This window comes from Rhodococcus erythropolis NBRC 15567 (genome assembly GCF_001552595.1).
Lineage (GTDB): Bacteria > Actinomycetota > Actinomycetes > Mycobacteriales > Mycobacteriaceae > Rhodococcus_F > Rhodococcus_F erythropolis.
In genome coordinates, this window is record NZ_BCRM01000001.1 from 198,091 (window position 1) to 221,415 (window position 23,325).

The window sequence follows — 23,325 nt, forward strand, 5'->3', positions numbered from 1 at the left end:
CTGTGGTCGAGTGACTTCGCCGTGGACAGCTGGGCAGGTGGCGTCGGTAGCTCCCGACGCCGCATCGCTGGCCGCTGCGCGTAAGTTGGCTGGTTCGTGGAGCCATGCCGGCAGTAGCGGTCTCGCGCTCTGGGGGCTGTGTCAGGGCAGCGGCTCGAAGCCGTATCAAGCAGTGGTTGACCTGCGGGGTCCTGCATACAAGTGCTCGTGCCCCAGTCGAAAGTTTCCGTGCAAACATGCTCTGGGGCTGCTGGTGGAATGGTCGGAAGGGCGTGTGCCGACGGCGGACGAGCCGGCCGACTTCGCGGCAGAGTGGTTGTCGCGCCGCGAGGAGAAGACCGAGAACACCGGCGAAAGCGGCGACGAGGCGCCCAAGAAGTCTCCCGACCCGGCGACAGCGCAGAAGCGCGCCGACCGCGTTGCGAGCGGGCTCGTCGAATTGGACCTGTGGATCACCGATCAGATCCGGGGCGGTCTGGCGGCGATGGACACGTCCTGGGCGGGCTTCGACGCGGTAGCCGCTCGAATGGTGGATGCTCAGGCGCCCGGTATTGCAGGCACGCTTCGAGCATTGGCGGGAATCGTTGCGTCTACGGAGAACTGGCCCGAGAAGGTCCTCGACGAGTTGGCTCGGTTGCACCTGCTGGTCGCTGCGCATCAGAAGCTGTCCGAGTTGCCGGAAGATCTTGCCTATTCGGTGAAAGCGCACGTCGGCTATCCCGTCTCAACCGAGAGTGTGATGGAATCGATTCCGGTGAAAGAGAACTGGATGATTCTCGGTTCCGGGATCACCGAGGAGAAGCGACTGTTCACCCGAACCGTGTGGATGCTCGGCAGGAATTCGAAACGGTGGGCCATGCTGCTCGACTTCTCCCACGGGTCACCCAATTTTGCCACCGAAACGCCGCCAGTCGGGTTTCTGCTCAATGCCGATGTTCATTTCTATCCCGGTGCCGCGGCATTGCGGGCGCGGATGGGGGCAACGCACGGTGAACCGGAGCCCTTCACAACCATGCCGTTCGGAAGCATCGACGCTGCGTTGCAGCAGTTTACCGATGCCCTCGCCGCAGATCCCTGGTTGCGCTCGTGGCCGGCAGTGATCAGTTCGGTGGTCCCGTCGTTCGTCGACGGTTCCTGGTTTCTCGTCGACGAATCGGGCACAGCGCTTCGGGCAGAAGGTGATTCGGATCTTCTGTGGAAGTTGCTCGGTATTTCCGGCGGTTACCCGGTCACGGTCTGCGGAACGTGGAATGCGCTGGCTCTTACTCCGATCTCGGTTTTCACGGGAGGGCAGGTGATCGTGCTGTGAGCACTTTGATCTCGGCTGCTCTTCTCGGGACTGCCAGAACCTTAACAACATTCGAGGAGCTGCCGGCCGAAGTGCGAGGCCATGCCCGCGAACTCGACGGCGATCCTGCCGAGATGCTTCTGGCAGCAGCAGCGTTGGAGAGGGCGTACCGCCGTGGCGGTGCGGGCTCCACCACGGCGGCCGTGCCGACACCTGCTCCAGACGATGTGCGATTCACGCTGCCGGAATCCTCATCGGCGCACCTGCTGTCGATGCTCGCGGCCAAGGCGACCTTGCTCGACGAGTGGTTCGCAGTCGCGTTGGAGCGCAACTACCGTGCGCCTGATCATCTGGTCGCCGAGTTGCTTTCCTTTGCACGTGCGAGCGAAGCTCACCGGGAGAGCATCCTGCAGATCGTCGGCGAGCGTGGCCGATGGCTAGCCGCGCAAAACCCCGAGTGGAGCAAGCTCGTCCGAACCAGGGATGCAAATCCGGATGTCTGGCGTCACGGAAGTTCGTCCCAGCGCACGCAGTGGCTGATAGACACTCGCCGAACAGATCCCGCGCTGGCACTGGCCGAACTCAGAAAATCGTGGGGCACCGAGCGGGGCGAACAGAAGGCTGCATTTGTCTCGACTCTGGCAATCGGATCGAGCGCCGACGATCAACCATTGTTGGAGGAAGCCCTCGACGACCGTCGCAAGGACGTGCGACGCGCAGCAGCGGAGGTGCTCGGACGTATTCCCGAATCGGAGTTCGGGGAGCGAATGGCTGCGCGGGTTCAGAAATGGGCGCGGGTGGAGCGGAAACTGCTTCGATCCACGTTGGTCATCCTGCCGCCTGAGGAAGTCGATGCGGCGTCGAGGCGAGACGGCATCGAAGATCGGCCGAATCCACACACCGACTATCGTGCCGAGTACGTGCGTCAGGCGATCAGTTCTGCACCGTTGTCTTTGTGGAACAACATGATCGGTGAACCCGGCAAGGTCATGGGGATGAGCGTTGACGAAGGCTGGGAGCCGATCCTTCACGACGCTTGGTCCACCGCTGCAGTCGCGCAGAACAATGCGGAATGGGCGCTGGAACTCTTTCGCACGCGCGGCACGGCCACTGATCGACGCCTACTCCCGTTGGTGCCGGCCAAGGCTCTGGCTGACCTGTTGAGGTCTGGAAACGGCGACGCCAATGTTCTGCACCCGGGCAGGGCAGCGATCTACGACGCTCTGCGAGGTCCATGGCCAGACGACATCACCCGGGCAGTCGTGGCCCAGTGGGAACGAGTTGCGGCCAGACGTGCCGATGGGGGCGCCAAGGCCGGCGAATTCTCGCGCTACAAATACAGCGCATCGCTACGCCTGGCCGAGAGTCGATTTCCCTACAGCGCAGTAACTTTGCTCGATCGGGCTGCGGAACGTGCACGTGACCCGGACTGGCGGCAGACCTTCGCCAGAACTGCCAGCGCCATCACCCACCGCAAGACCCTGCTCGAGGAGCTCACATGACTGACAGCGCAACCGTGCCCACCACAGAACCGGCAAAGCTGATGCGGCCCCACGCAGAGCAGGAGTACGCACTCGAACTCGAAGCACTGGCCGCGCAGGACACCCGCCCGCGTCCACCGTCGTGGAACTTGTCGCCCTGGGCCGTGGTGACGTATCTGTTGGGTGGCACTCTCGACGACGGAACGGTCATTTCACCGAAGTACGTCGGTCCACGGCGGTTGATGGAAGTGGCCGTCGCAACTCTTGCCACCGACCGGGCGCTACTGCTGTTGGGCGTGCCGGGTACAGCCAAGACCTGGGTCTCCGAACACCTTTCGGCTGCAATCTCGGGTGCGTCGACGCTACTGGTTCAAGGCACGTCGGGTACACCCGAGGAAGCTATCCGCTACGGCTGGAACTACGCACGCCTTCTCTCGGAGGGGCCGACCGCCGGTGCGCTGGTGCCGTCACCTGTGATGACCGCGATGGAAACCGGGAAGATCGCCCGCGTCGAAGAGTTGACGCGTATTCCGGCCGACGTGCAGGACGCCCTCATCACCATTCTCTCCGAGAAGACGTTGCCGGTGCCGGAACTGGGCATCGAGGTGCAGGCAGCCAAGGGCTTCAATCTGATCGCTACCGCCAACGATCGCGATCGCGGTGTCAACGATCTGTCGTCCGCACTACGTCGACGGTTCAACACAGTTGTTCTCCCGTTGCCGGCCAGCGAGGAGGACGAGGTGGCTATCGTGGCACGCCGAGTCGAACAGTTGGGCGCAGCACTGGAATTGCCGACAACCCCCGCAGCAGCCGAGGAAATTCGCCGGGTCGTCACCGTGTTCCGGGAACTGCGATCAGGCACGACCACCGACGGCCGCACCAAGTTGAAGTCCCCGTCCGGAACTCTGTCGACGGCGGAGGCGATCTCGGTGGTCACCAACGGTTTGGCGTTGTCTGCGCATTTCGGGGACGGCGTACTTCGGGCATCCGACGTCGCTGCCGGAATCCTGGGTTCGGTGATCAAGGATCCGATCGCAGACAAGGTTGTGTGGAACGAGTACCTCGAGGCAGTAGTGCGTGAACGCGGCGAGTGGTCCGACTTCTACCGGGCGTGCCGCGAGGTCACCGGGTGACCATCGTGATTCCGGACCTGCGTGTCCGGGTCTTCGGTATCCGTCACCACGGCCCGGGATCTGCTCGTTCGGTTCGGCAGGGCCTGGAAGAGTTTTCCCCCGACGTGGTCCTGATCGAAGGTCCTTCGGATGCAGACCCGTTGGTGATGCTGGCGGCATCGGAGTCGATGGAACCGCCGATTGCGTTGCTCGCGTACGCTACTGGCGAACCGTCGAAGGCGGCCTTCTGGCCGTTTGCGGTGTTCTCACCTGAATGGCAAGCGCTGCAGTGGGCTGCGAAGAACGGTGTGCAGGCAAGGTTCTGCGATCTGCCCGCGTTCAACGTGTTGGCGGATCAGGGGATTCGTACTGTCCGCGAGGGCGATCCTCTGTCTGAACTGGCCGCGGCCGCGGGTTTCGACGACACCGAACGCTGGTGGGATTCGGTGATCGAATCAAGCTCGGGCGCAGATTCTTTCGATGCGATCACCGAGGCGATGGAGGCGCTGCGTGAGACAGTGCCGATCGACGAGGAGACAGCGCATCGCGAAGCGTATATGCGGCAGGTGCTGCGAAAGACGTTGAAGGATGGCGCCGAGCGGGTAGCGGTCGTCTGCGGAGCTTGGCACGCGCCGGCGTTGGTCGGAGCCCTGGGGCCTGCGGCTCCCGACGCCCGCATTCTCAAGGGGATGTCCAAGGTCAAGACCTCGCTGACCTGGGTTCCCTGGACACATTCACGCCTGGCGTCGGCATCGGGTTACGGAGCCGGAATCACCTCGCCGGGCTGGTATCACCATCTGTTCACCGCGAACGACAAGACGATCACGCGGTGGCTCACCAAAGTTGCGAGGGTGCTCAGGGACGAGGACCTTCCCATCTCGAGTGCTCACGTCATCGAAGCTGTCCGATTGGCAGATACGTTGGCTGCACTGCGTTCTCGCCCGCTGGCCGGATTGTCGGAAGTTACCGAGGCTACGAGGTCGGTAATGTGCGACGGAAACGACGTTCTTCTGGATCTGATCACACGAAGACTCGTTGTGGGCGAAGCCCTGGGCACGGTGCCCGAAGAAACTCCGACGGTTCCGCTCGAAGCAGACCTGCGAGCACGTTCGAAGACTTTGCGGCTCAAACAACAAGCGGGAGCCAAGAATCTCGATCTGGACCTGCGACGCGATATCGACGTCGAGCGTTCCCAGTTCCTGCACCGACTGGGGATCCTCGAGATCGATTGGGGAACCCCGGCCGACAGTGAGGTCCGTTCCACCGGAACTTTCCGAGAGACTTGGGCGCTGCAATGGAAGCCCGAATTCTCGGTCTCGGTGATCGAGGCGTCGCTGTGGGGTACGACGGTGGCCGCAGCGGCGGCATCACGTGTCGTCTCGAAGATCAACGAGCCGGACATCACTCTCGCGTCACTGATCGGACTACTGGAGAACTCACTGCTCGCAAACCTCCCGGCAGCTTTGTCTGCGGTTTTGGAGAGTGTGAAAACAGTTGCGGCACTAGACCATGACGTGTCACATCTGATGGCGGCGCTACCGACGCTGACCCGAACGCTGCGATACGGCGATGTGCGCGGAACCGATGTGACGGCGTTGATCGACGTCGCCGACAGCTTGTTGATCCGGATCTGCACCGGCCTCGCAGTCGCCGTCACCGGACTGGACGATCCCAGCGCCGAGGAGTTTCGCGATCACCTCGACAAGGTTCACTCGGCAGTCATGGTCCGTGACGATCGCGATGCGAGCGCACGGTGGCTGCAGGCGATGGCCGGCGTGATCGACCGTGACGACGTCAACGGTTTACTCGTCGGACGGATGGTGCGGCTACTGCGCGACAGCGGTTCGATCACGGAAACCGCTGCAGCCCAGCGCTTGTCTCGGGCCCTGTCCGTGGGAAGCGCGCCGACCGCCAAAGCCGGGTGGGTCGACGGGTTTCTCGGTGGGGGAGGGCTTGTGCTCGTTCACGATCGAGCGTTGCTCACGCTGATCGACACGTGGGTCCGCCAACTTCGTGAGCAGGACTTCATCGACACGCTTCCGTTGCTTCGACGCACGTTCGGAGCCTTCGAGGCAGGGGAGCGTCGAGCGATCGGTCAGGCGGTCAGAGGTGGACGACGCGTCGAGACGACAGTGGAGACTGACGCGCGACGCGGCCGAGCGGCAATGGCGGTCGTTGCCGAGATACTGGGAGCGCGCGTATGAGCGACGATGATCAGCGCCTTCGGCGCTGGAGATTGATGCTCGGGGAATCCGCCGAAGAATCGACGGGAGGGCTGGGCCAACCGGGCGACAGTCGAATGGATGCAGCTCTCGCAGCGCTCTACGACTCGTCCGGCCCGACCAAGGGGCGCCGCCGCTCAGCCGGATTGGGGGCGTCGGCGCCGTCCGTCGCCAGATGGCTCGGCGATATCCGGACGTACTTTCCCAGCACGGTGGTGCAGGTGATGCAGAAGGACGCGATCGACCGACTGGGTTTGGCGCAGTTGCTGCTCGAACCGGAACTGCTCGATGCCGTCGAGCCAGATGTACATCTGGTCGGGACGCTGCTGAGCCTCAACCAGGTCATGCCGGAGGCCAGTAAGGCCACTGCTCGAATGGTCGTCGGCAAGGTGGTTCGGGAAGTCGAAGAGCGAATCGCGCAGAAAACGAAGGCCGCGGTGACCGGGGCACTCAATCGTTCGGCCAGAACGTCGAGTCCGAAGTTGCGTGACATCGACTGGGACCGAACCATCCGAGCAAATCTGTCGCACTACCTGCCGGAGTATCGAACCGTCGTCCCCGAGCGGCTCGTCGGATACGGCCGCAAGTCGAAATCTGTGCAGCGCGACGTGGTCCTGGCGATCGACCAATCGGGTTCGATGGCGTCCAGCGTCGTCTACGCGTCCGTGTTCGGCGCGGTGTTGGCGTCGATGCAAGCGCTGAAGACTTCGCTCGTGGTTTTCGACACCGCCGTCGTCGATCTGACGGACAAACTGTCCGACTCCGTCGACGTCCTGTTCGGGACCCAACTTGGTGGGGGCACGGACATCAACCGCGCAATCGCGTACAGCCAGTCGCTGATCTCGCGTCCTGCCGAGTCGATGTTTGTTCTGATCTCGGACCTCTACGAGGGCGGTATTCGGAACGAGATGCTGCGGCGCATGGCGGCCATGAAGAATGCCGGCGTTCAGGTTGTGGTTCTGCTGGCGCTCTCGGACGACGGCGCCCCATCGTTCGATCACGACAATGCAGCGGCGCTGAGTGCCCTCGGGATTCCGGCGTTTGCGTGCACGCCGGACAAGTTTCCGGAACTGCTCGCGGTCGCTCTGGAACGCGGCGACGTGTCGGCCTGGGCGGATCAACTCGCACTCGAACAGCGCTGACTCGAACGGCACTGACTCAAACAGCCTCGAACAGCACTGACCGGTCTGCTTCGAAGACCTGAGCACCGGGTACACCCGCACGATGGGTGACGGACAGGTTGCTGGTTCGACTACGCAGGCGGGTTCGGGGCTGGTTCTCACGGTGTTGGCGAGCAGCCAGTTCCTGATGACCCTGGACAGCTCGGTCATGAATGTTTCGATGGCGACCGTCGCCGAGGACGTCGGCACGAGCATCACCGGCATTCAAACCGCGATCACGCTCTACACCCTGGTCATGGCGACTCTGATGATCACGGGTAGCAAAGTCGGTTCGATGATGGGCCGTCGCCGAGCCTTCGCACTCGGCTTGGTCATCTACGGCGCTGGGTCTCTGACGACTGCGCTCGCTCCGAATCTCGTGGTCCTGTTGATCGGGTGGTCGTTCCTCGAAGGCGTCGGCGCGGCGCTCATCATGCCCGCGATCGTTGCGCTCGTCGCCACCAACTTCCCGGCGGAGAAGCGTCCGGCGGCCTACGGCCTCGTCGCTGCAGCAGGCGCGATAGCCGTGGCAGTGGGGCCGCTGATCGGCGGCGCGGCGACGACATTTGCGTCGTGGCGTTACGTGTTCGTCGGCGAAGTCGTGATCGTTGTCCTGATCTTGCTGGTGCTCAGCAAAGTGGTCGACGTCCCACCGTCGAAGTCGCGCCTCGACTACTTCGGTTCGATCCTGTCCGTGGTGGGACTGGGAATGATCGTCTTCGGTGTTCTGCGTTCGAGCGAGTGGGGTTGGGTACAGGCCAAACCTGGCGGGCCGCAACTGGTGGGGTTGTCTCCGGTGGTGTGGCTGCTGATCGTCGGGCTCCTTGTCGTTTACGGATTCCTGCGATGGGAGGGTCGCCTGGCCGCTGCGGGGAAGGAGCCTCTGCTCGATCCGGCGATGCTGCGAAACCGCGAACTCAGTGGCGGGCTGTCGATGTTCTTCGCGCAGTTTCTGGTGCAGGCGGGCGTGTTCTTCGCGGTTCCTTTGTTCTTGTCCGTAGTTCTGGAGCTCAGCGCTCTCGAGACCGGAATTCGCATCCTGCCGTTGTCGGCGGCGCTCGTCGTGGCGGCGATCGGTATTCCGAAGCTTCGGCCTACCGCGAACCCGCGACGCGTGGTCCGAGTCGGATTGTTGGTCATGGTCGTCGGCATTCTGATGCTCGTGGCAGGCATGGACCCGGGCGCCAATGCGGCGATCGTGATGATTCCCATGCTGTTCATGGGTTTCGGCTTGGGGTGCCTGTCTTCGCAGCTCGGAGCCGTCACGGTGTCCTCGGTCCCGGACGAGCGCAGTACCGAGGTCGGCGGGTTGCAGAACACCGCCACCAACCTCGGCGCATCCTTGGGAACTGCCCTGATCGGATCGGTTCTCATTGCCACACTCACGACGTCGGCGATCGCCGGAATCGAAGACAATCCGGCGGTTCCGACATCGGTGCAGCAGCAAGCGAGCACCGACATGGCCTCGGGCGTGCCGTTCCTGTCGACGACGCAACTCCGATCCGCTCTCAGTGACGCCGGCGTCGCCGAGTCCACGGCGGATGCGATCGTGGACGTGAACGAAGAAGCCAGGCTGGACGCGTTGCGTGTCGCTTTTGCCGTGGCAGCGCTGCTCGCAATCGCCGCGTTGTTCCCGACCGCTCGAATCCCCCGCGTCGCGGTCGGCGACAAACGTGGTTCGAGCTAAGAATCAGCAATCGGGGATCGACCTGGAAGATCGACGGAACGACCTCTGGATATAGTGATCTGCGCACAATCGATTCGTCAGATGGCTACCGTTGTGAAGGAAACAAGCAGCGAGTCTGAAACACTGACGTTTCACCGGATAAGGGTTCGGTGGGGAGCCAGGGGAGGTTCGGATGGCCAGGCGAGCGGATTCGACGCCCGCTGATGGCGCCTGCACTGGTGTCGGGATGCCACACTGATGAACCGTCTGAGTCGATTGAGTCGGCAAGATCCTGCTTCGGAGACCGACTGCAACAGCCTGTTTCGCCGTCAGATCGACGAGGCTGCGGCCGTCGCGCCGTTCGCCAATCTTGCGTACATGGCGAGTTTGGTCGTGATTCTGACCTACACCGTCCCGCCCGGACGTCAGACGCTCAGGTGGTTGGGCGGCGCCCTCATCTTTCTTGTCCTCGCGAATTCGATTCGAGTATGGATACCGCTTCGCTGGCGACCGTCGAAGCACACACCGCGCTACGACTACGTGGGTCTGCTCGTCGAAGTGATCGTTGTCGCGACCCTAGACGTCGCACTTTTTGCCCTGCTCTTTCACGACATGGACGTCTCCCGCGACTTGGTTCTGATCGCGACGATGGCAGGAATCATGGGCGCCGGGACCGTGACGTTCTCCAGTCTGAGATCGGTGAGCCTGACCTGGATCTACATTCACGGCCTCGGCGTCTTCACTGTTCTCATCGTCCACGCCGAACCCCACTTTCGCGTACTTGCGATTCAGTTGTGCATCTACATGTTTGCGCTCACCGTAGGGGCGGTCTATCTGTCGGCCTCGTTCCAGAGACGTTGTCTCGCAGAGTTTCAGGCGGAATCCGAGCGTCAGACTGTGGCGTTGTTGCTCGACGGTTTCGAGGGCGGTTCCCGCGACTGGCTGTGGGAGTGCGACACCAACGGCCGGTTCTCCCACACCTCGGCACGTCTCGCCGAGGTCGCAGGTATGACGGTGGACGAGTTGCAGCAACTCACCTTCGGGCAACTCCTCACCAGACTCCAGATCGCGTCGAGTCCGGAGGGACGTGCGGCCGCGGCCCAGATGATCGACAAACTCGAATCGAGTGCCCCCTTCCGGGACACCGTCGTGCCGGTGCATGTCGACGGTAGGCGGCGCTGGTGGTCTCTTTCCGGTAATCCGCGGGTTCTCGAATCCGGTGTGATTCTGGGTTGGCGCGGTGTCGGTTCCGACATCACGGAGAGGTATGTCCACGAGCAGGAGATCCTTCGGCTTGCGGCCACCGACTCGTTGACCGGGTTGCCGAACCGTCGTGCGTTCGGTGTGGCGCTCGAGGAAGCGATCAATTCTCGGGCGCCGGACAAGCAGGTTCTCGTCGGGATTCTCGACCTCGACAATTTCAAATCGGTCAACGACACCCTTGGACATCCGATCGGGGACCAATTACTTCTCGAAGTCACGACACGCCTGCGCAAGGTCGTAGGTTCGGACATGTGCTCGCGGATGGGCGGCGACGAATTCGGGCTGATCGTCTGCACGTCGTCGCGCGACGATCCCGGAGTGATCTTCGATCGGTACCTGGAAGTGCTGCACGAACCATTCTTCGTCGAAGGCAATCGAATAGAAGTGCGGGCCACGATCGGTTACTCCAGCGCGCCCGAGGATTCAACAGACGCAGACGGATTGGTGATGCTGGCGGATCTGGCTCTGTACGAAGCGAAGTCGACGGGGCGCAATCGAGTAGGCAAGTTCTCACCGCTGCTGCGGGCGAGGGCATCGGCGCGGGCGACTGCGCTCCACGAGCTGGACAGAGGGATCGAGGAAGGGCAGTTCGATCTCCACTATCAGCCTCAGGTCGACACTCAGACCGGTGAAGTGGTGGCCTTCGAGGCTCTTCTACGGTGGAACCATCCCAGTCGCGGCCTCATCGGGCCCAGCCAGTTCATCTCGGTGGCGGAGGAAACCGGAATGATCATTCCCCTCGGTGCGCAGGCGATGGCGATGGCGACCGCAGCTGCTGCGGGGTGGCCGACCGGAATCGGTGTCTCGGTCAACGTTTCGCCAGTGCAGTTGGTGTCGCGAGAGTTCGGTGCGATGGTGAAGAAAGCTCTGACGGATTCGGGCTTGGCTCCGCATCTGCTGCAGCTCGAAATCACCGAGACAGGTGTTGTGGACGATCGCGCGATCCGGGATCTCTACAAGCTGCGTGAGCTCGGGGTTACCGTCGCGCTCGACGATTTCGGCACCGGCTATTCTTCCTTCGCCACGCTCCAGAGACTTCCAATCGACGTTCTCAAGATCGATCGCATGCTGGTCACCGACTCGGACGATCCGAAGATGTCCGTGGTGAAGTCCATTGTCGAATTGGCCGCGGCCCTCGGTATGAAATCGTTGGCCGAGGGCGTCGAGACCATCGAGCAGTTCCGCCGCGTTCAGTGGGTCGGGTGTGACCTGGTCCAGGGTTATCACATCAGCAAGGCTCTGACCGCTGAGCGCGTCGATGTGTATCTTGCCGCCACGGACACGGAAACCGGGCGCAGCGTCCACCCACTTACGTGGCTGTGAATCAGATCTGAGCCGAGCGGATCGTATTACCGCCTGCCGCTTTCGCTTGATACATCATCGAATCCGCGACGTTTGTCGCCGCCAGGATTGCGGAAGCACCGCCGCTCCACGCCTTCGATTCGGCGGTCATCATCACAGCTCCGACGCTCACCGTTGTGGGGATCGCGTCGGAACAATCCGACAGCGCCGCGTTTATCCCTTCGATCAACAGGATGGTGGATTCGGGATCGCCGGCAATGACAGCCAGATATTCTTCTCCGCCCGTTCGAGCGATGACTCCGCGTTCGCCGAGATGTGTGCTCAATCGGTTCGCGGTTCTTCTGATGACATGATCGCCTTCAGCATGACCGTGAAGATCATTGACCGTCTTGAATTTGTCGATATCGACGACGATGAAAGCGAGAGACGAAGAATCGTCTCGGGAGCTCTCGAAGAGATCGCCGACTGCCCCCTCGAGTCCCCGACGGTTGAACAGGCCAGTGAGGGGATCCCGGTCCGAATACTGGGCATCGCGGTAGAGAGTGCGCCAGGTCAGGTGCGCAAAAATGGGAACGAGTGTGACAGCTCCGAAAAGAACGGTGCCACGGGCCAGAAGCGTCGTGATATCGACGTCGCCTTCTAGATAGGCAAGAACAAAAACGGTAGTCGTGATGGTCATCGACCAAACGACATGAGCGACAAGCCACCTTGCGCTGACAAAAAGAGTCGCAAAGGTTCCGGTGACTGCGAAGACGGTGCAACCGAATGTCGCGGACGAGCGATCCGGCACCAGAAGGACTGCGGCCGCGATCCCGAGATCTGCGAATATCCCGAATGCAAGCAACCCCCGGCGTCCGGGAAATGGTTGTGTGAACCAGCATGCGGCGATTCCCACACACGTGCAGATCATGAAAATCGAAAGAGCTTTGCCGGGAGTGGTCGGCGGCGTATCCGGGCCGATCAATTTGTAGAACGCGGAGAGTCCGAAGATGATCGTCATCATTCCGAGCAAGGTTCGGAAGATCGGAATGATTGCTCGGCCGGATCTCTGGTGCTTTATCCACTCGTAGTCGTGTGGTTCGTTGAACCATTCGTGAAGTGTTTGCCAAGAACTGTGCGCATCGGAGGCGATGACAGGGCTCGGCATGCTGTCTATTTTGCCTTGAAATTAGGTAAAGAGAAAATCTGTGTTCGACCGGTTCCACCGGTTCGATTTTTTCGGGGAAGAGGTTCTCTTATCGAGTCGAGCGCTTACTCGATGCTTGTTTCAAGCCTTCTTCGAACTGCTGTGTGCGTTGTTCGAGGCGGTCGCGAACGATACGACTTTTCGCGTACGAGACCTTCTCACGCTGTAAGCGACGAGGATGACTCCCAGCGCGACCAGGCTTTGGACGAACTCCGCGCGCGTCGGTTCGTTGAGACCCATTCCCACCAGGATCACGAGAATCAGGCCGGTGACCACTATCGGTAGGCCGGGATACAACCAGACACGGAATTTCAGAATCTCGGGACTTTCGCGTTCCCATCGGCGTCGGAGGCGTAGTTCGGATACACAGATCAGGATGTAAACGAACAAACAGATTGCGCCGGACGAATTCACGAGGAACAGGAAGATCGTGTCTGGCCAGATGTAACCGGCCGCGATACAGAAATACCCGGCCACGGTGCAGGCGAGTACGCCCTTCACGGGCACGCCGCGACTGTTGGTCCGTGTCATCCATGCCGGCGCGTCGTTGTAGACGGAGAGTGCGAAGAGCATCCGTGACGCCGTGTACAGGCCGGAGTTGAGGCAGGACAGCACAGCGACCAGAACCACGAGATTGAGAATGTCGGCGGCGCCGGGAATGCCGAGCAGGTCGAGTGCGGAGATGAACGGAGAATCGCCGACGACGAACGAATCCCACGGCAGCATCGTCACGAGGAGGAAGGTGGCGACAACGAAGAACGCGAGAATGCGGAAGACGACGGTGTTCGTGGCTCGTCTGATCGCTCCGGCCGGTTCGGCGGATTCCGCTGCGGCGATTGTGACCAGCTCGGCTCCGGTCATGGAGAAGATCACGGCGACAACGCCCACCAGCACGGGGGTGAAGCCGTTCGGCAGAAATCCTCCGTGGCCGGTCAGATTACTGAAATCGACTTCACTGCCGGGCCAGATGCCGAAGACGAACAGACTGCCGAGCACGATGAAGCCGATGATGACGGCGACCTTGATACCTGCAAACCAGTATTCGGCCTCACCGAAGTTGCTGACGGAGAGAAGGTTGACCCCGGTCATCACCAACAGGAGTGCTGCTGACATGAGCCAGAGCGGTACACCATGGATCCACCGGGAGAGCAGGGTAGCTCCGACGACGGATTCGATGCCGACGACGATCACCCAGAAATACCAGTAGAGCCAGCCCGTGGTGAAACCCGCCCATTCGCCCAACGCCATTCGCGCGTACTCGGTGAATGATCCCGTACACGGCTTGGCGACGGCCATTTCACCGAGCATGCGCATCACCAGGAACACGATGATGCCGCAGATCGCGCAAGTGATGACTGCGCCGGGGCCGGCCTGGTTGATGATTCCGCTCAGCCCGACGAAGAAACCGGCGCCGATGACACCACCCATGGAAAGCATGGTCAGGTGGCGCTTCTTCAAGCCTGTCTTGAGCGTCGAATGAACGCTGGCGGCTTCGGCTGTTTCGGTGCTGCTGTCGGGCATCTGGGCTCAGCTCCTATTGCATGACGCGATCAGTTCTTTCGGAGAGACGCTAAGCTCGTCGTGTGATCCAGAACATGGACCTGATGTACAAATTGGAACTGAAGACTGTCAGTTCTGTCCACTGCCTTCGGAGGTTCCGGTAATGCCGATGACTGTCCGGCGCTTGGCGGCTACCAACTCTCTCGGTCTCTCGGTTGTTGCAGGTCATGGCCACGTCGATCTGCCGATCAGTTGGGCGCACGCAATCGAGTTGCAGGATCCGAGTCGATGGCTCGCCGGTGGAGAGCTTGTCATGACGACGGGGCTGCACCTTTCGCGATCGGCGACAAAGCAGTACGAGTACGTCGAGCGCATTGCGCGGACCGGCGCCGTGGCACTGGCATTCGACACCGGCACCGTGCACGAGAAGGTGCCGAACGCGATCATCAGGGCCGGCGACGAACTGGGTTTTGCCGTGCTTTCCGTCGCCAAGGAGACGCCGTTCATCGCCATCTCGCGGGCCGTGATCGACGAGCTGACCGCCGACCAGATACGAACGGTGCAGGCGGTGGTCGATGCCCAGGAGAAGTTGGCGCGTGCCCTGCTCGACGGAGTGCCGGCCCTGATCGCTGCACTGGGTCGAGCGGTTCACGCAGCAGTGTGCGTTCTCGATCGGGACGGAGCGGTGCTCGCTCTGACGGAAAGTGCGAGTTCGTCTCTGCCCGAACGCATCAGGGGGCGATCAGGCAAGGAGCGCAGCCGGGTCGTGGTGGACGACGACGGCCATCTGGCCATTCACAAGCTTGCCGTGAGCGGCACGCTGGCGGTGGCGTCCGATGCTGCCTTGGATCAGTCCGAACGACTGCTGGTCGGCCACGCGGTGTTGCTGTTGACCATCGAGCTCGCCAAGCCGTTGCGGGTTGTCGATGCCGAACAACGGCTGAGGTTGGCGGTCGCGACGATGGTGCGCCAGGCTGGCGGCGAAGTAGACGAAAGTCTGTTGCGGTACTTCGGATTCGAATCCGGATCCCCGGTGGTTGCAACTGCCTTGACCGATGTCGGGCCTTTGCTGGCGGCAACCGATATCACTTCAGCGGCCCTCGAAGAAGTGGCGGTGCCGTACCTGTTGGCTCCACTGAATGACGGCACCGGCGTGTGGTTCGTCGTGAAAAGTGAAGTTGCGGAGAAGGTCGCGCGCAGTGTGTATGCGAGAGTGCGGGAGAATTCACGCCGGAGTATCAACGGCGGAATCGGTAGCGTCCGGCCGATGAGCGGTGTAGCAGCGAGTCTGCGCGAGGCCGTCTCTGCTGCCAAAGTGGGGCAGGTCGATGGACACACGCTCGTTCCGTTCTCGGAACTCGGGACTTTCAGTCTCTTGTTGAGTGTGCAGTCGAACGATGTTCTGCAGTCGATCGCGGCCGGCGGCCTCGGTGTGCTGGAAGGCTACGATGCCGAGAACGGTTCCCGTCTGGTGGACTCGATCGAAGCGTTCCTGCACCACAATGGACAATGGGAGTCCGCTGCAACGCAGTTGGGTGTTCACCGGCACACGCTGCGTAACCGCATGGACAAGGCCGCCGAGTTGATCGGCCGAGATCTCGATTCCGCCCACACACGGTCCGAGTTGTGGATCGCACTCAAAGCTCGTGAACTGCTGCAGGCGGAATCGAATTCAGATCACGCTCGGCCGCCCCTGAGATAGACGGTGGTGGTGTGAGTGAAGAACTCCCGCGCCGCGTCGCCTTGTTCCTTGGGCCCGTATCCACTCTTCTTCGCACCGCCGAAAGGTACGTGAGGATCAGCGCCTGCCGATTCCGAGTTGACGTGCAGGATCCCCACGTCCAGGTCATCGATACCGGCAAGTGCGCTGGTCAGGTCCTGAGTGAACAGCGCTGCGGACAAACCGAATTCGCCCTCGTTCGCCAAGCGGAATGCGTCTGCAGTTGTTGCTGCCCGCTGCACCGCAAGCACCGGGCCGAAAAGTTCCTCGAACCATAGTTCGGTGCTCGCCGACAGTTCCAGCACCGTCGGCCGGACGTAGTGGCCCGATTCCGGCGCTTCGGCGCTGGCCACAACTCTGGCGCCGCCGCCGACGGCTCGATCGATTCCCTCGATGATCGTTTGCTGTGCGTATGCGCTGACCACAGGACCTGTAGTGACGTCGGGATCGAGTGGATCTCCGACTCTCAATTCTTCGACCTCGACGGTCAGCCTCGCCAAGAATTCCTCGGCGATGGATTCGTGGAGCACCAGACGCGAAGTGGCCGTGCATTTCTGGCCGGTTGACCGGAATGCTCCCAACATGACCTGCTCGACTGCAAGCTCGAGATCTGCGTCGGCAAGTACGATGGCTGCGTTCTTTCCACCCATTTCCGCCTGGGCCGGAACTCCGCGCGCTGCAGCAGATCCCGCGATTCTTCGGCCGACGCCGGTGGAACCGGTAAAGGTGACGGCGTCGAGGTCCGGGTGGTCGACCAGCGCTTCACCTGCCGCGCTGTCGGCAAGGATCATGTTCAGGACGCCATCGGGTAGGCCCGCTTCGGTCAATGCCTGCGCGAGACGGAAGGCCAGAAGGGGCACCGCGGCAGCCGGTTTCCAGACAACAGTGTTTCCGTATACCAAGGCGGGCGCAATCTTCCACGCCGGGATCGCGATCGGGAAGTTGAACGGCGTGACGACGCCTACCACGCCGAGAGGTTTGCGAGTGACAAGAATTTGCTCGCCGCTACGTGGGGAGGAATACACCGTCCCGGACTCGCGGTCTGCGGCGTTGCCGTGGTAACGCAGAATCTGCGCAGCCCGGCGCACTTCTCCGATACCCTCGGCCAGCGTTTTCCCCTCTTCGCGGGTGAGTTCTTCGCCCCAGGCATCGGCGTTGGTTTCGATGATTTCCGCTGCGCGAGTGAGGTATGCGCCGCGTGCGGACATCGGTAGGCGCGCCCAGTCGTTCGCGGCGATGCGGGCGACGCGAACACCGGTCGCCATTTCAGATGCGCCGGCGCGGCCTCCGGTGGCGACAACTTCGTCGGGGCGAGCCGGGTTGGTGTCCGTCAGTGTGCCTTCGCTACCCGTGACCCAAGCTCCGCCGATCAAGCTGTGAACAACGACGCTCATCGGACTGCTGTCGACGCTCATCGGACTGCTGTCACAGCGTCGCGAAGGATGCCCAGTCCTTCGGCCAGCAATTCGTCGGAGATGCTCAGCGGCGGGAGGAATCGAACGACGTTTCCGTAGGTGCCGGCAGCGAGGAGAAGTAGGCCGTGCGCGTGGGCGTAGCTGACGATCTGGGCGACGGCCTCGCGATTGGGAGCCTTGTCTTCGTCGTGGATCAGCTCGATTGCAATCATGGCGCCGCGTCCACGAATGTCGCCGATTATATTTGTGTCCGAAGCGATTTCGGACAGCCCTGTGGTCAGGATTTCGCCGATGTCCTTTGCGCGGTCGAGGAGGCCTTCCACCTCGATCGTCTCGAAAACTGCCAGGGCGGCCTCGCAGGCCACGGGATTGCCGCTGTACGTACCGCCGATACCACCGGGATGCGCGGCGTCCATGACTTCGGCACGGCCGGTCACGGCGGCGAGTGGCATTCCGCCGGCGAGACCTTTTGCAGTTGTGATGATGTCGGGGACGAAGTCCTCACTCTCGCTGGCGAACCAGGCTCCGGTTCGAGCGATACCGGTCTGGACCTCGTCCGCGACGACGAGAATGCCCCGCTCACGGCAGAATTCGGCGATGCGCTTCAGGAATCCCGGAGCGGGAACGATGAAACCTCCCTCACCCTGAATCGGTTCCACGACCACAGCGGCTACCGATTCGGCACCGATCTGAGTGTCGATCGCAAGACGGAATTGGGCGAATGCTTCGTCGGCAGCGTTTTCGGGGCCGCTCGGCCAACGGTAGGGGTAGGCCATCGGAACCCGGTAGACCTCTGGTGCGAACGGGCCGAATGTGGCCTTGTACGGCTGGTTCTTGGCCGTCATCGTCATGGTCATCAACGTGCGACCGTGGAATGCGTGGTCGAAGACGACAACTGCCGGGCGACCGGTCGCGGCACGTGCGTATTTCACGGCGTTCTCGAGCGCCTCGCTGCCGGTGTTGAACAGCGCTGTACGTTTCTCGTGATCTCCCGGGGTCAGGCGGTTGAGCGCTTCGCAGACCTCGACGTACCCCTCGTAGGGGTTTGCGAGGAAACACGTATGGGTGAACTGGCTGAGCTGGCGTGTGGTGCGTTCGACCACGCGCGGCGCACTGTTTCCGACGGTGGTCACGGCGATGCCGCTGCCGAAGTCGATGAACGAGTTGTCGTCGACGTCGACGACAACTCCTCCGCCCGCTGCAGCTACGTAAATGCTGGATCCGCTGGTCAGTCCGGCCGGCAGTGCGGCGCTCCGGCGCTTCGCCAAAGTGCGTGAGTTGGGGCCAGGCACTTCGGTGACGAGGCGTCGTACCTGGGGAAGGGTCGGTCCACCGGTGCACGTTTCCGTGCCGTGCTCGAGAATGGTCATCGCAGTGCCTCCAGTTGTTTTCCGAACTGTAGGACGGCGATTAACAGACCGGACATGGCCGGATTGTCGAGTGGCTTCTATCTCATAGGACGCCGCGTCCAGCTAGTTACTTCGCGAAACTGGCGAGGAACCGCTGCAACAGAGGGTTGTAGATCTCGGGTGCTTCCCAGAACGCTGCATGCCCGACACCGGGAATCACGTGGTAGGTGCCCTCCCAGAGATTCGCGAAGGCCAACGACGCGACATACGAGGTGTTCACGAACGGGTCCTCGGCGCCGTCGATCACCGCGAGTGGCACAGACGCCGTTGCAACCAGAGCCTTCTGATCCGATTCGCGGCCGGCGCCGAATGCGTCGAACATGATCTTGCGAGCGCGCCCGTCCGTGCGTATCGCGGCGTCGAGGGCAGACTGCTCGAAGGGAACGGCGGTCATCCGTGCGTAGAGTTCGGCTTCCTGCGCGGTGATGACCTCGGTGCCGCCGATGGACAATCCGTCGCCGGCATTGAATGCGTCGCCGAGCGTCTCGGGATTTGCCGGTGGCGTACCGGTGATGACGATTCCGGTGAGCCCGGGGAATTTCGCGATCAACTCGAGGGCGATGTGTCCGCCGAGCGACCACCCGACGACAACCGCTCGTTCGACGCCGAGTTCGGTCAGAACATCGACGATGGCGTCGGCGTAACCGTTCTGTGTGTACGCGGCTTCGGGTTCGCTCGCGTCCTCGGAGTCGCCGTGGCCGAGCAGGTCCAGAGTGATCATGCGGTAGTCGCCCGCCCAGCCGGCGTCGACCTGATGACGGAAGACGGAGCGGCTGGCCGAGTTTCCGTGGATGAAGACAACCGGGAAACCAGCGGTGGCACTGTCGTCGACTGCCATGACGCCATGCCGGGTTTCGATCTTGGTGGTTGTCATCGGAATCCTCGTCGTTCGAAGTGCACGGTCAGCGGGTATCCACGCTACCGGGCATATGCGGCATAGAGTTCACCCGTGGACTTCGCATTGCGCTCGTGCAGTTGGCACGGTCACGAGACCTACGCTCCGGACGAACCTGAGCTGCGGGATCGACTTCATGTGGACACTGCGGTGGGCCAGGCATGGCGGTGCCTACGTTGCGGCAACTTCGTCCCGGGAGCGCCGCGAGCGTCCGGGCCGGCGGACGCCGCTCCCGAGGTTCCGCGGGGACGGCTGCTTCGCGACCGGTTGATCATGCGACTTCTTGCCACCGAGAGAATGTTCCGCGCTCTGGGGTTGGTTCTTCTGGCGATCGGGGTGTTCAAACTCAGATCGTCGAAGGGGCGCGTCGAGGACGCCTTCGAGAACGAATTGCCGTTGATCAGACCATTGGCCCGCCAGCTGGGTTGGAACATCGACGATTCCAAACTGGTCCATCACATCGAGCAGGCGTTTTCGTTGTCGGCGACGACGCTCACCTGGATCGCGGTCGGTCTGTTGGTCTACGCCGGCCTGCAAGTGATCGAGGCCGTCGGGCTGTGGATGGTCAAACGCTGGGGCGAGTACTTCGCAGTGGTGGCGACCAGCTTGTTCCTGCCCCTCGAAATCTACGAATTGACCGAGAAGATCACGTGGTTGAGGGCCGGGCTGCTGCTGGTGAACGTCGCCGCCGTCGTGTGGCTGATCTGGAGCAAGCGGCTATTCGGTGTCCGCGGCGGTGGCGCGGCGTATCACGCCGAACATTCGGAGGAGAGCCTGATGACGGTGGAGCGGGCCGCGGTCAAACAGGCTTCGTGAGACCGGCTTTCGACGCGGCAGCACCAGCCAGTGTTGCTGCCCCGATCGTGATCATGGCGGCGAGGAGGATGGCTGCGGGTTCACCGTCGCCCATCACCCCCAATTGAGTGCCCACCGTCACTGCGGCAACCGGTACTCCCAGTTGTGCGGCGGACAGCACGCTGAGCGGGAGCGGAAGACCGAGGACGCGTATCGCGGCGTGAACCACGAGAGTTGCTCCGCCCAAGACCAATCCGAGCCAGATGGCGGACGGATGAGTGACGAGGTCGCGCAGATTGATCGCCGCTCCCAACCAGACGAAGAAGAGGGGCGCGAAGAAGCCGTCGGTGATCGCGAAGAGTTGTTTGGCGAGGCGGCGGGGTTCACCGATTGCGGCCAGGACCAGTCCGAAGGCGAAGCCCGCGAGCATGATCGACACGTGAGTGCTGGAGGCCAGCGCTGCCAGAGAAAAGAGGATCACCAGATTGATCCGGAGTTCGAGTGCAAACTTTCGTTTCTCCGAGAATTTGTGGAGCTTTCGCCAATGGCCGGACCGGTGGAAGGCTCGCAGTACGAAGAACAAGGCAACCGCACACGCCGCCACCGCCAATGCGCCGACACCGGCACGAGGGGCATTGTCCGGATCGATCACCAGAGGCAGCGCGACAATGCAGACGGTGTCCGCGATCGCGACCTGGGCAGTCATCTGCAGAACCGAGGTTCCACCGAGCCCCAGCGAATCGACGATGGGGAGAATCAACGCCGCGGACGACGACGCGATCAGGACCGCGTACAGCGCGGCGTGACCGGTGCCGAATGCCGTCGCCGCACCGTAGCCGGCAACCACCGACAGGAGTCCGACGACAACCGAGCGAACGGCACCCTTGCCGATTGCCGCACGAACTGCCGGATCGCGGACCGGGACGTGTGAGCCGGCCACCATCATCGTGAGCGCGAACCCGATATCGGCCAGGAACGTGAAAGTCTGGTCCGAAGAGTCGAGCAGCCCGAAACCGGTGACACCGAAGACGACGCCCGCGGCAAGTTCGCCGACCACCACGGGGACATGCCAACTGACGCGAGCGCCGAGCAGCGGACCGAGGATGCCGGCCAGCGCGACGAGGGCAAGGATGCCGAAGGTCATCGACGACCTACGACGTCACTGTCGAGGGAGCGATCTTTGCAGGGATGCCGGTGTTCTCGTCCACCGAACGGCTCGTATTCGTCACAGCTGCTGTACTTCTCGGTCGATGTCGGGCCTGAACTCTCGACGCCCTGCACCGTCGTCGGTGAACTTTTTGTTCCCGACGGCGTCGATGCGGACAACCCAGCGCCCGCGATCCTGACCACCAACGGGTTCGGTGGTTCGTACAAGGACCAGATTCCCGCTCTGCAGAACTTCGCCGAGAACGGGTATGTCGGACTGACGTATTCGGGATTGGGTTTCGGCGGCTCGAGTTGCAAGATCACACTTGATTCTCCCGCGTACGACGGCGTCGCCGCCTCCCAGTTGGTCAGCTTCCTCGGCGGCCAAGAAGGGATTGCCTTCACGGATCAGGCTCTGACGCAGCCCTATCCGGCGCTCACCGCGGTGGTACAGGACTCCGTCGATCACACCGGTGCACCGTCGACGAACGACCCGCGGGTCGGAATGACGGGTGGCTCCTACGGCGGCGGCATTCAATTCGCCGCCGCGAGTGTCGATCCCCGTATCGACACGATCATCCCCATGATCACCTGGAACGATCTCTCGTATTCTCTGGCGCCCAACAGCACGGGAATCATCTCCGGTGTGTCGACAGCGGAGCCGGGAGCTGCGAAGGTGCTCTTTGCATCGCTGCTCTTCGGCGCGGGCATCGCGAATCCCGGTGTGGACGGCTACATCGCGGATCCCGCACGGCTACCCGGCTGCCCGAACTACGTCCCCTACATGTGCAACGCGATCGCCGAGGCGGTCGTGACCGGCGACATCGGACCGCAGGTAGTGAGTGAGCTCCGAGCGTCGTCGGTCTCGTCGTTCGTCGACCGGATCAACATTCCGGTACTGCTTGCTCAGGGACAACAGGACACCCTGTTCGATCTGAACGAGGCAACCGCGACTTACGACGCGCTGAAGGATCGTGGCGTCGATGCCAAGATGATCTGGCATTCGTGGGGGCACAGCCACTTGGCCGCTGCGCCCGGCGAATTCAGCTTCTCCGCTCCTGACGAAGACGCGCAATACGAAACCGGTCGCTTCATGGACTGGTTCGATCACTACCTCAAGGACGAGAACACGGAGACAGGACCGGAATTCGCGTATTTCCGTAACTGGATCGACTACGAGGGAAACGCGGCGCCGGCATACGCGACGTCCGACACCGTCGATGTCGGGACCGCCCGCGCCTTCCATCTGTCCGCTGACGGGGGACTGCTGCCGGACGGCACGCCGGTGATACCTGGTCCGAAGACGATCGTCACGGCACCGGGTGGGCTGCCGACAGGCGTCGAGCCGCTCAATATCAATCCGGCCGGAAACATTCCGAATGCACAGATTCCGGGAACCGAGGCGCTCTGGACCACTGCGCCGATGACCGAGGCGATGGACGTGGTGGGAGCCCCCACTGTGACGCTGCGTGTTGCGGCGCCCGGACAGCCGGTGGTGTTCGCGAAACTCTACGACGTGGCCCCGGACGGAACTTCCTCGCTGATCAACGGACTGATTGCGCCCATACGCATCAGTGATCCGTCCCAGCCGGTCCCGGTGACGATGCCGGCGATAGTGCATCGATTCGAGCCAGGGCATTCCGTGCGTCTCGCGATCACCGGTGGTGACATCAGTTTCCGTGGGGGACTGCAAGGTATGCCGGTGACGATCTTTGCCGACGGTTCCGGCCCCCTCGAACTTCCCGTCGTGAGCTGAAACACCGTG

General features: G+C 62.2%; 16 protein-coding genes. 10 read left to right on the forward strand and 6 right to left on the reverse strand.

Going from position 1 to position 23,325, the window contains the following annotated elements; translation table 11 throughout:
• The first annotated feature begins 10 nt into the window (after positions 1-10).
• The 7 genes from RE4_RS00900 (at position 11) to RE4_RS00930 (ending at position 11,515) form a co-directional block, all read left to right on the forward strand.
• On the forward strand, positions 11-1,309 hold the full coding sequence (locus RE4_RS00900) for an SWIM zinc finger family protein (protein ID WP_060937816.1): 1,299 nt from the start codon (positions 11-13) through the stop codon (positions 1,307-1,309).
• Positions 1,306-2,790 (forward strand): DUF5691 domain-containing protein, encoded by a 1,485-nt coding sequence (locus RE4_RS00905; protein ID WP_060937817.1) that lies wholly within the window; start codon positions 1,306-1,308, stop codon positions 2,788-2,790. Before RE4_RS00900 ends, RE4_RS00905 begins: the two co-directional genes overlap by 4 nt.
• A complete protein-coding gene (locus RE4_RS00910) occupies positions 2,787-3,902 on the forward strand; it encodes an ATP-binding protein (RefSeq protein WP_060937818.1) in 1,116 nt (371 codons plus the stop codon). Before RE4_RS00905 ends, RE4_RS00910 begins: the two co-directional genes overlap by 4 nt.
• Entirely contained in the window at positions 3,899-6,085 is a 2,187-nt protein-coding gene (locus tag RE4_RS00915; protein WP_081098289.1) for a DUF5682 family protein, read from the forward strand. The genes RE4_RS00910 and RE4_RS00915 overlap by 4 nt, the downstream gene beginning before the upstream one ends.
• Complete coding sequence (locus RE4_RS00920; RefSeq protein WP_029256519.1) at positions 6,082-7,245, forward strand: VWA domain-containing protein; 1,164 nt, start codon at positions 6,082-6,084, stop codon at positions 7,243-7,245. The genes RE4_RS00915 and RE4_RS00920 overlap by 4 nt, the downstream gene beginning before the upstream one ends.
• A gap of 82 nt (positions 7,246-7,327) precedes the next feature.
• Positions 7,328-8,950 (forward strand): MFS transporter, encoded by a 1,623-nt coding sequence (locus RE4_RS00925; protein ID WP_020971136.1) that lies wholly within the window; start codon positions 7,328-7,330, stop codon positions 8,948-8,950.
• 237 nt (positions 8,951-9,187) lie between these two features.
• Entirely contained in the window at positions 9,188-11,515 is a 2,328-nt protein-coding gene (locus tag RE4_RS00930; RefSeq protein WP_060937820.1) for a putative bifunctional diguanylate cyclase/phosphodiesterase, read from the forward strand.
• A gap of 1 nt (position 11,516) precedes the next feature.
• Here the strand turns inward: RE4_RS00930 and RE4_RS00935 are convergent, their stop codons facing one another.
• Together RE4_RS00935 and RE4_RS00940 are read right to left on the reverse strand one after the other, a co-directional pair.
• Positions 11,517-12,641, reverse strand: a complete 1,125-nt coding sequence (locus RE4_RS00935; protein ID WP_238076629.1) for a GGDEF domain-containing protein — start codon at positions 12,639-12,641, stop codon at positions 11,517-11,519.
• A gap of 120 nt (positions 12,642-12,761) precedes the next feature.
• On the reverse strand, positions 12,762-14,201 hold the full coding sequence (locus tag RE4_RS00940) for an amino acid permease (protein ID WP_060937822.1): 1,440 nt from the start codon (positions 14,199-14,201) through the stop codon (positions 12,762-12,764).
• 148 nt (positions 14,202-14,349) lie between these two features.
• Between RE4_RS00940 and RE4_RS00945 the strand changes: the two genes are divergently transcribed.
• A complete protein-coding gene (locus RE4_RS00945) occupies positions 14,350-15,882 on the forward strand; it encodes a PucR family transcriptional regulator (protein ID WP_255246876.1) in 1,533 nt (510 codons plus the stop codon).
• Here RE4_RS00945 and RE4_RS00950 read toward each other — a convergent pair.
• From RE4_RS00950 to RE4_RS00960, 3 genes are all read right to left on the reverse strand, one after another.
• Complete coding sequence (locus tag RE4_RS00950; RefSeq protein ID WP_060938235.1) at positions 15,858-17,294, reverse strand: aldehyde dehydrogenase family protein; 1,437 nt, start codon at positions 17,292-17,294, stop codon at positions 15,858-15,860. The genes RE4_RS00945 and RE4_RS00950 overlap by 25 nt on opposite strands.
• A 17-nt stretch (positions 17,295-17,311) precedes the next feature.
• Positions 17,312-18,685, reverse strand: a complete 1,374-nt coding sequence (gene gabT / locus RE4_RS00955; protein WP_060937824.1) for a 4-aminobutyrate--2-oxoglutarate transaminase — start codon at positions 18,683-18,685, stop codon at positions 17,312-17,314.
• A gap of 106 nt (positions 18,686-18,791) precedes the next feature.
• Positions 18,792-19,598 carry an alpha/beta fold hydrolase gene (locus RE4_RS00960; RefSeq protein WP_060937825.1) on the reverse strand — a complete coding sequence of 269 codons (807 nt, stop codon included), beginning with the start codon at positions 19,596-19,598 and terminating at the stop codon, positions 18,792-18,794.
• A gap of 75 nt (positions 19,599-19,673) precedes the next feature.
• On the opposite strand from RE4_RS00960, the gene RE4_RS00965 reads away from it, so the two are divergent.
• Complete coding sequence (locus RE4_RS00965) at positions 19,674-20,435, forward strand: DUF2127 domain-containing protein (RefSeq protein ID WP_021331716.1); 762 nt, start codon at positions 19,674-19,676, stop codon at positions 20,433-20,435.
• Here the strand turns inward: RE4_RS00965 and RE4_RS00970 are convergent.
• Positions 20,419-21,558, reverse strand: coding sequence for a cation:proton antiporter (locus tag RE4_RS00970; protein ID WP_029256509.1), 1,140 nt, complete (start codon positions 21,556-21,558; stop codon positions 20,419-20,421). The two genes, RE4_RS00965 and RE4_RS00970, sit on opposite strands and share 17 nt — an antisense overlap.
• On the opposite strand from RE4_RS00970, the gene RE4_RS00975 reads away from it, so the two are divergent.
• The gene (locus tag RE4_RS00975; RefSeq protein WP_238076623.1) at positions 21,481-23,316 is read left to right on the forward strand and encodes a CocE/NonD family hydrolase; all 1,836 of its coding nucleotides are present in this window, start codon (positions 21,481-21,483) and stop codon (positions 23,314-23,316) included. The genes RE4_RS00970 and RE4_RS00975 overlap by 78 nt on opposite strands.
• Positions 23,317-23,325: the final 9 nt, after the last annotated feature.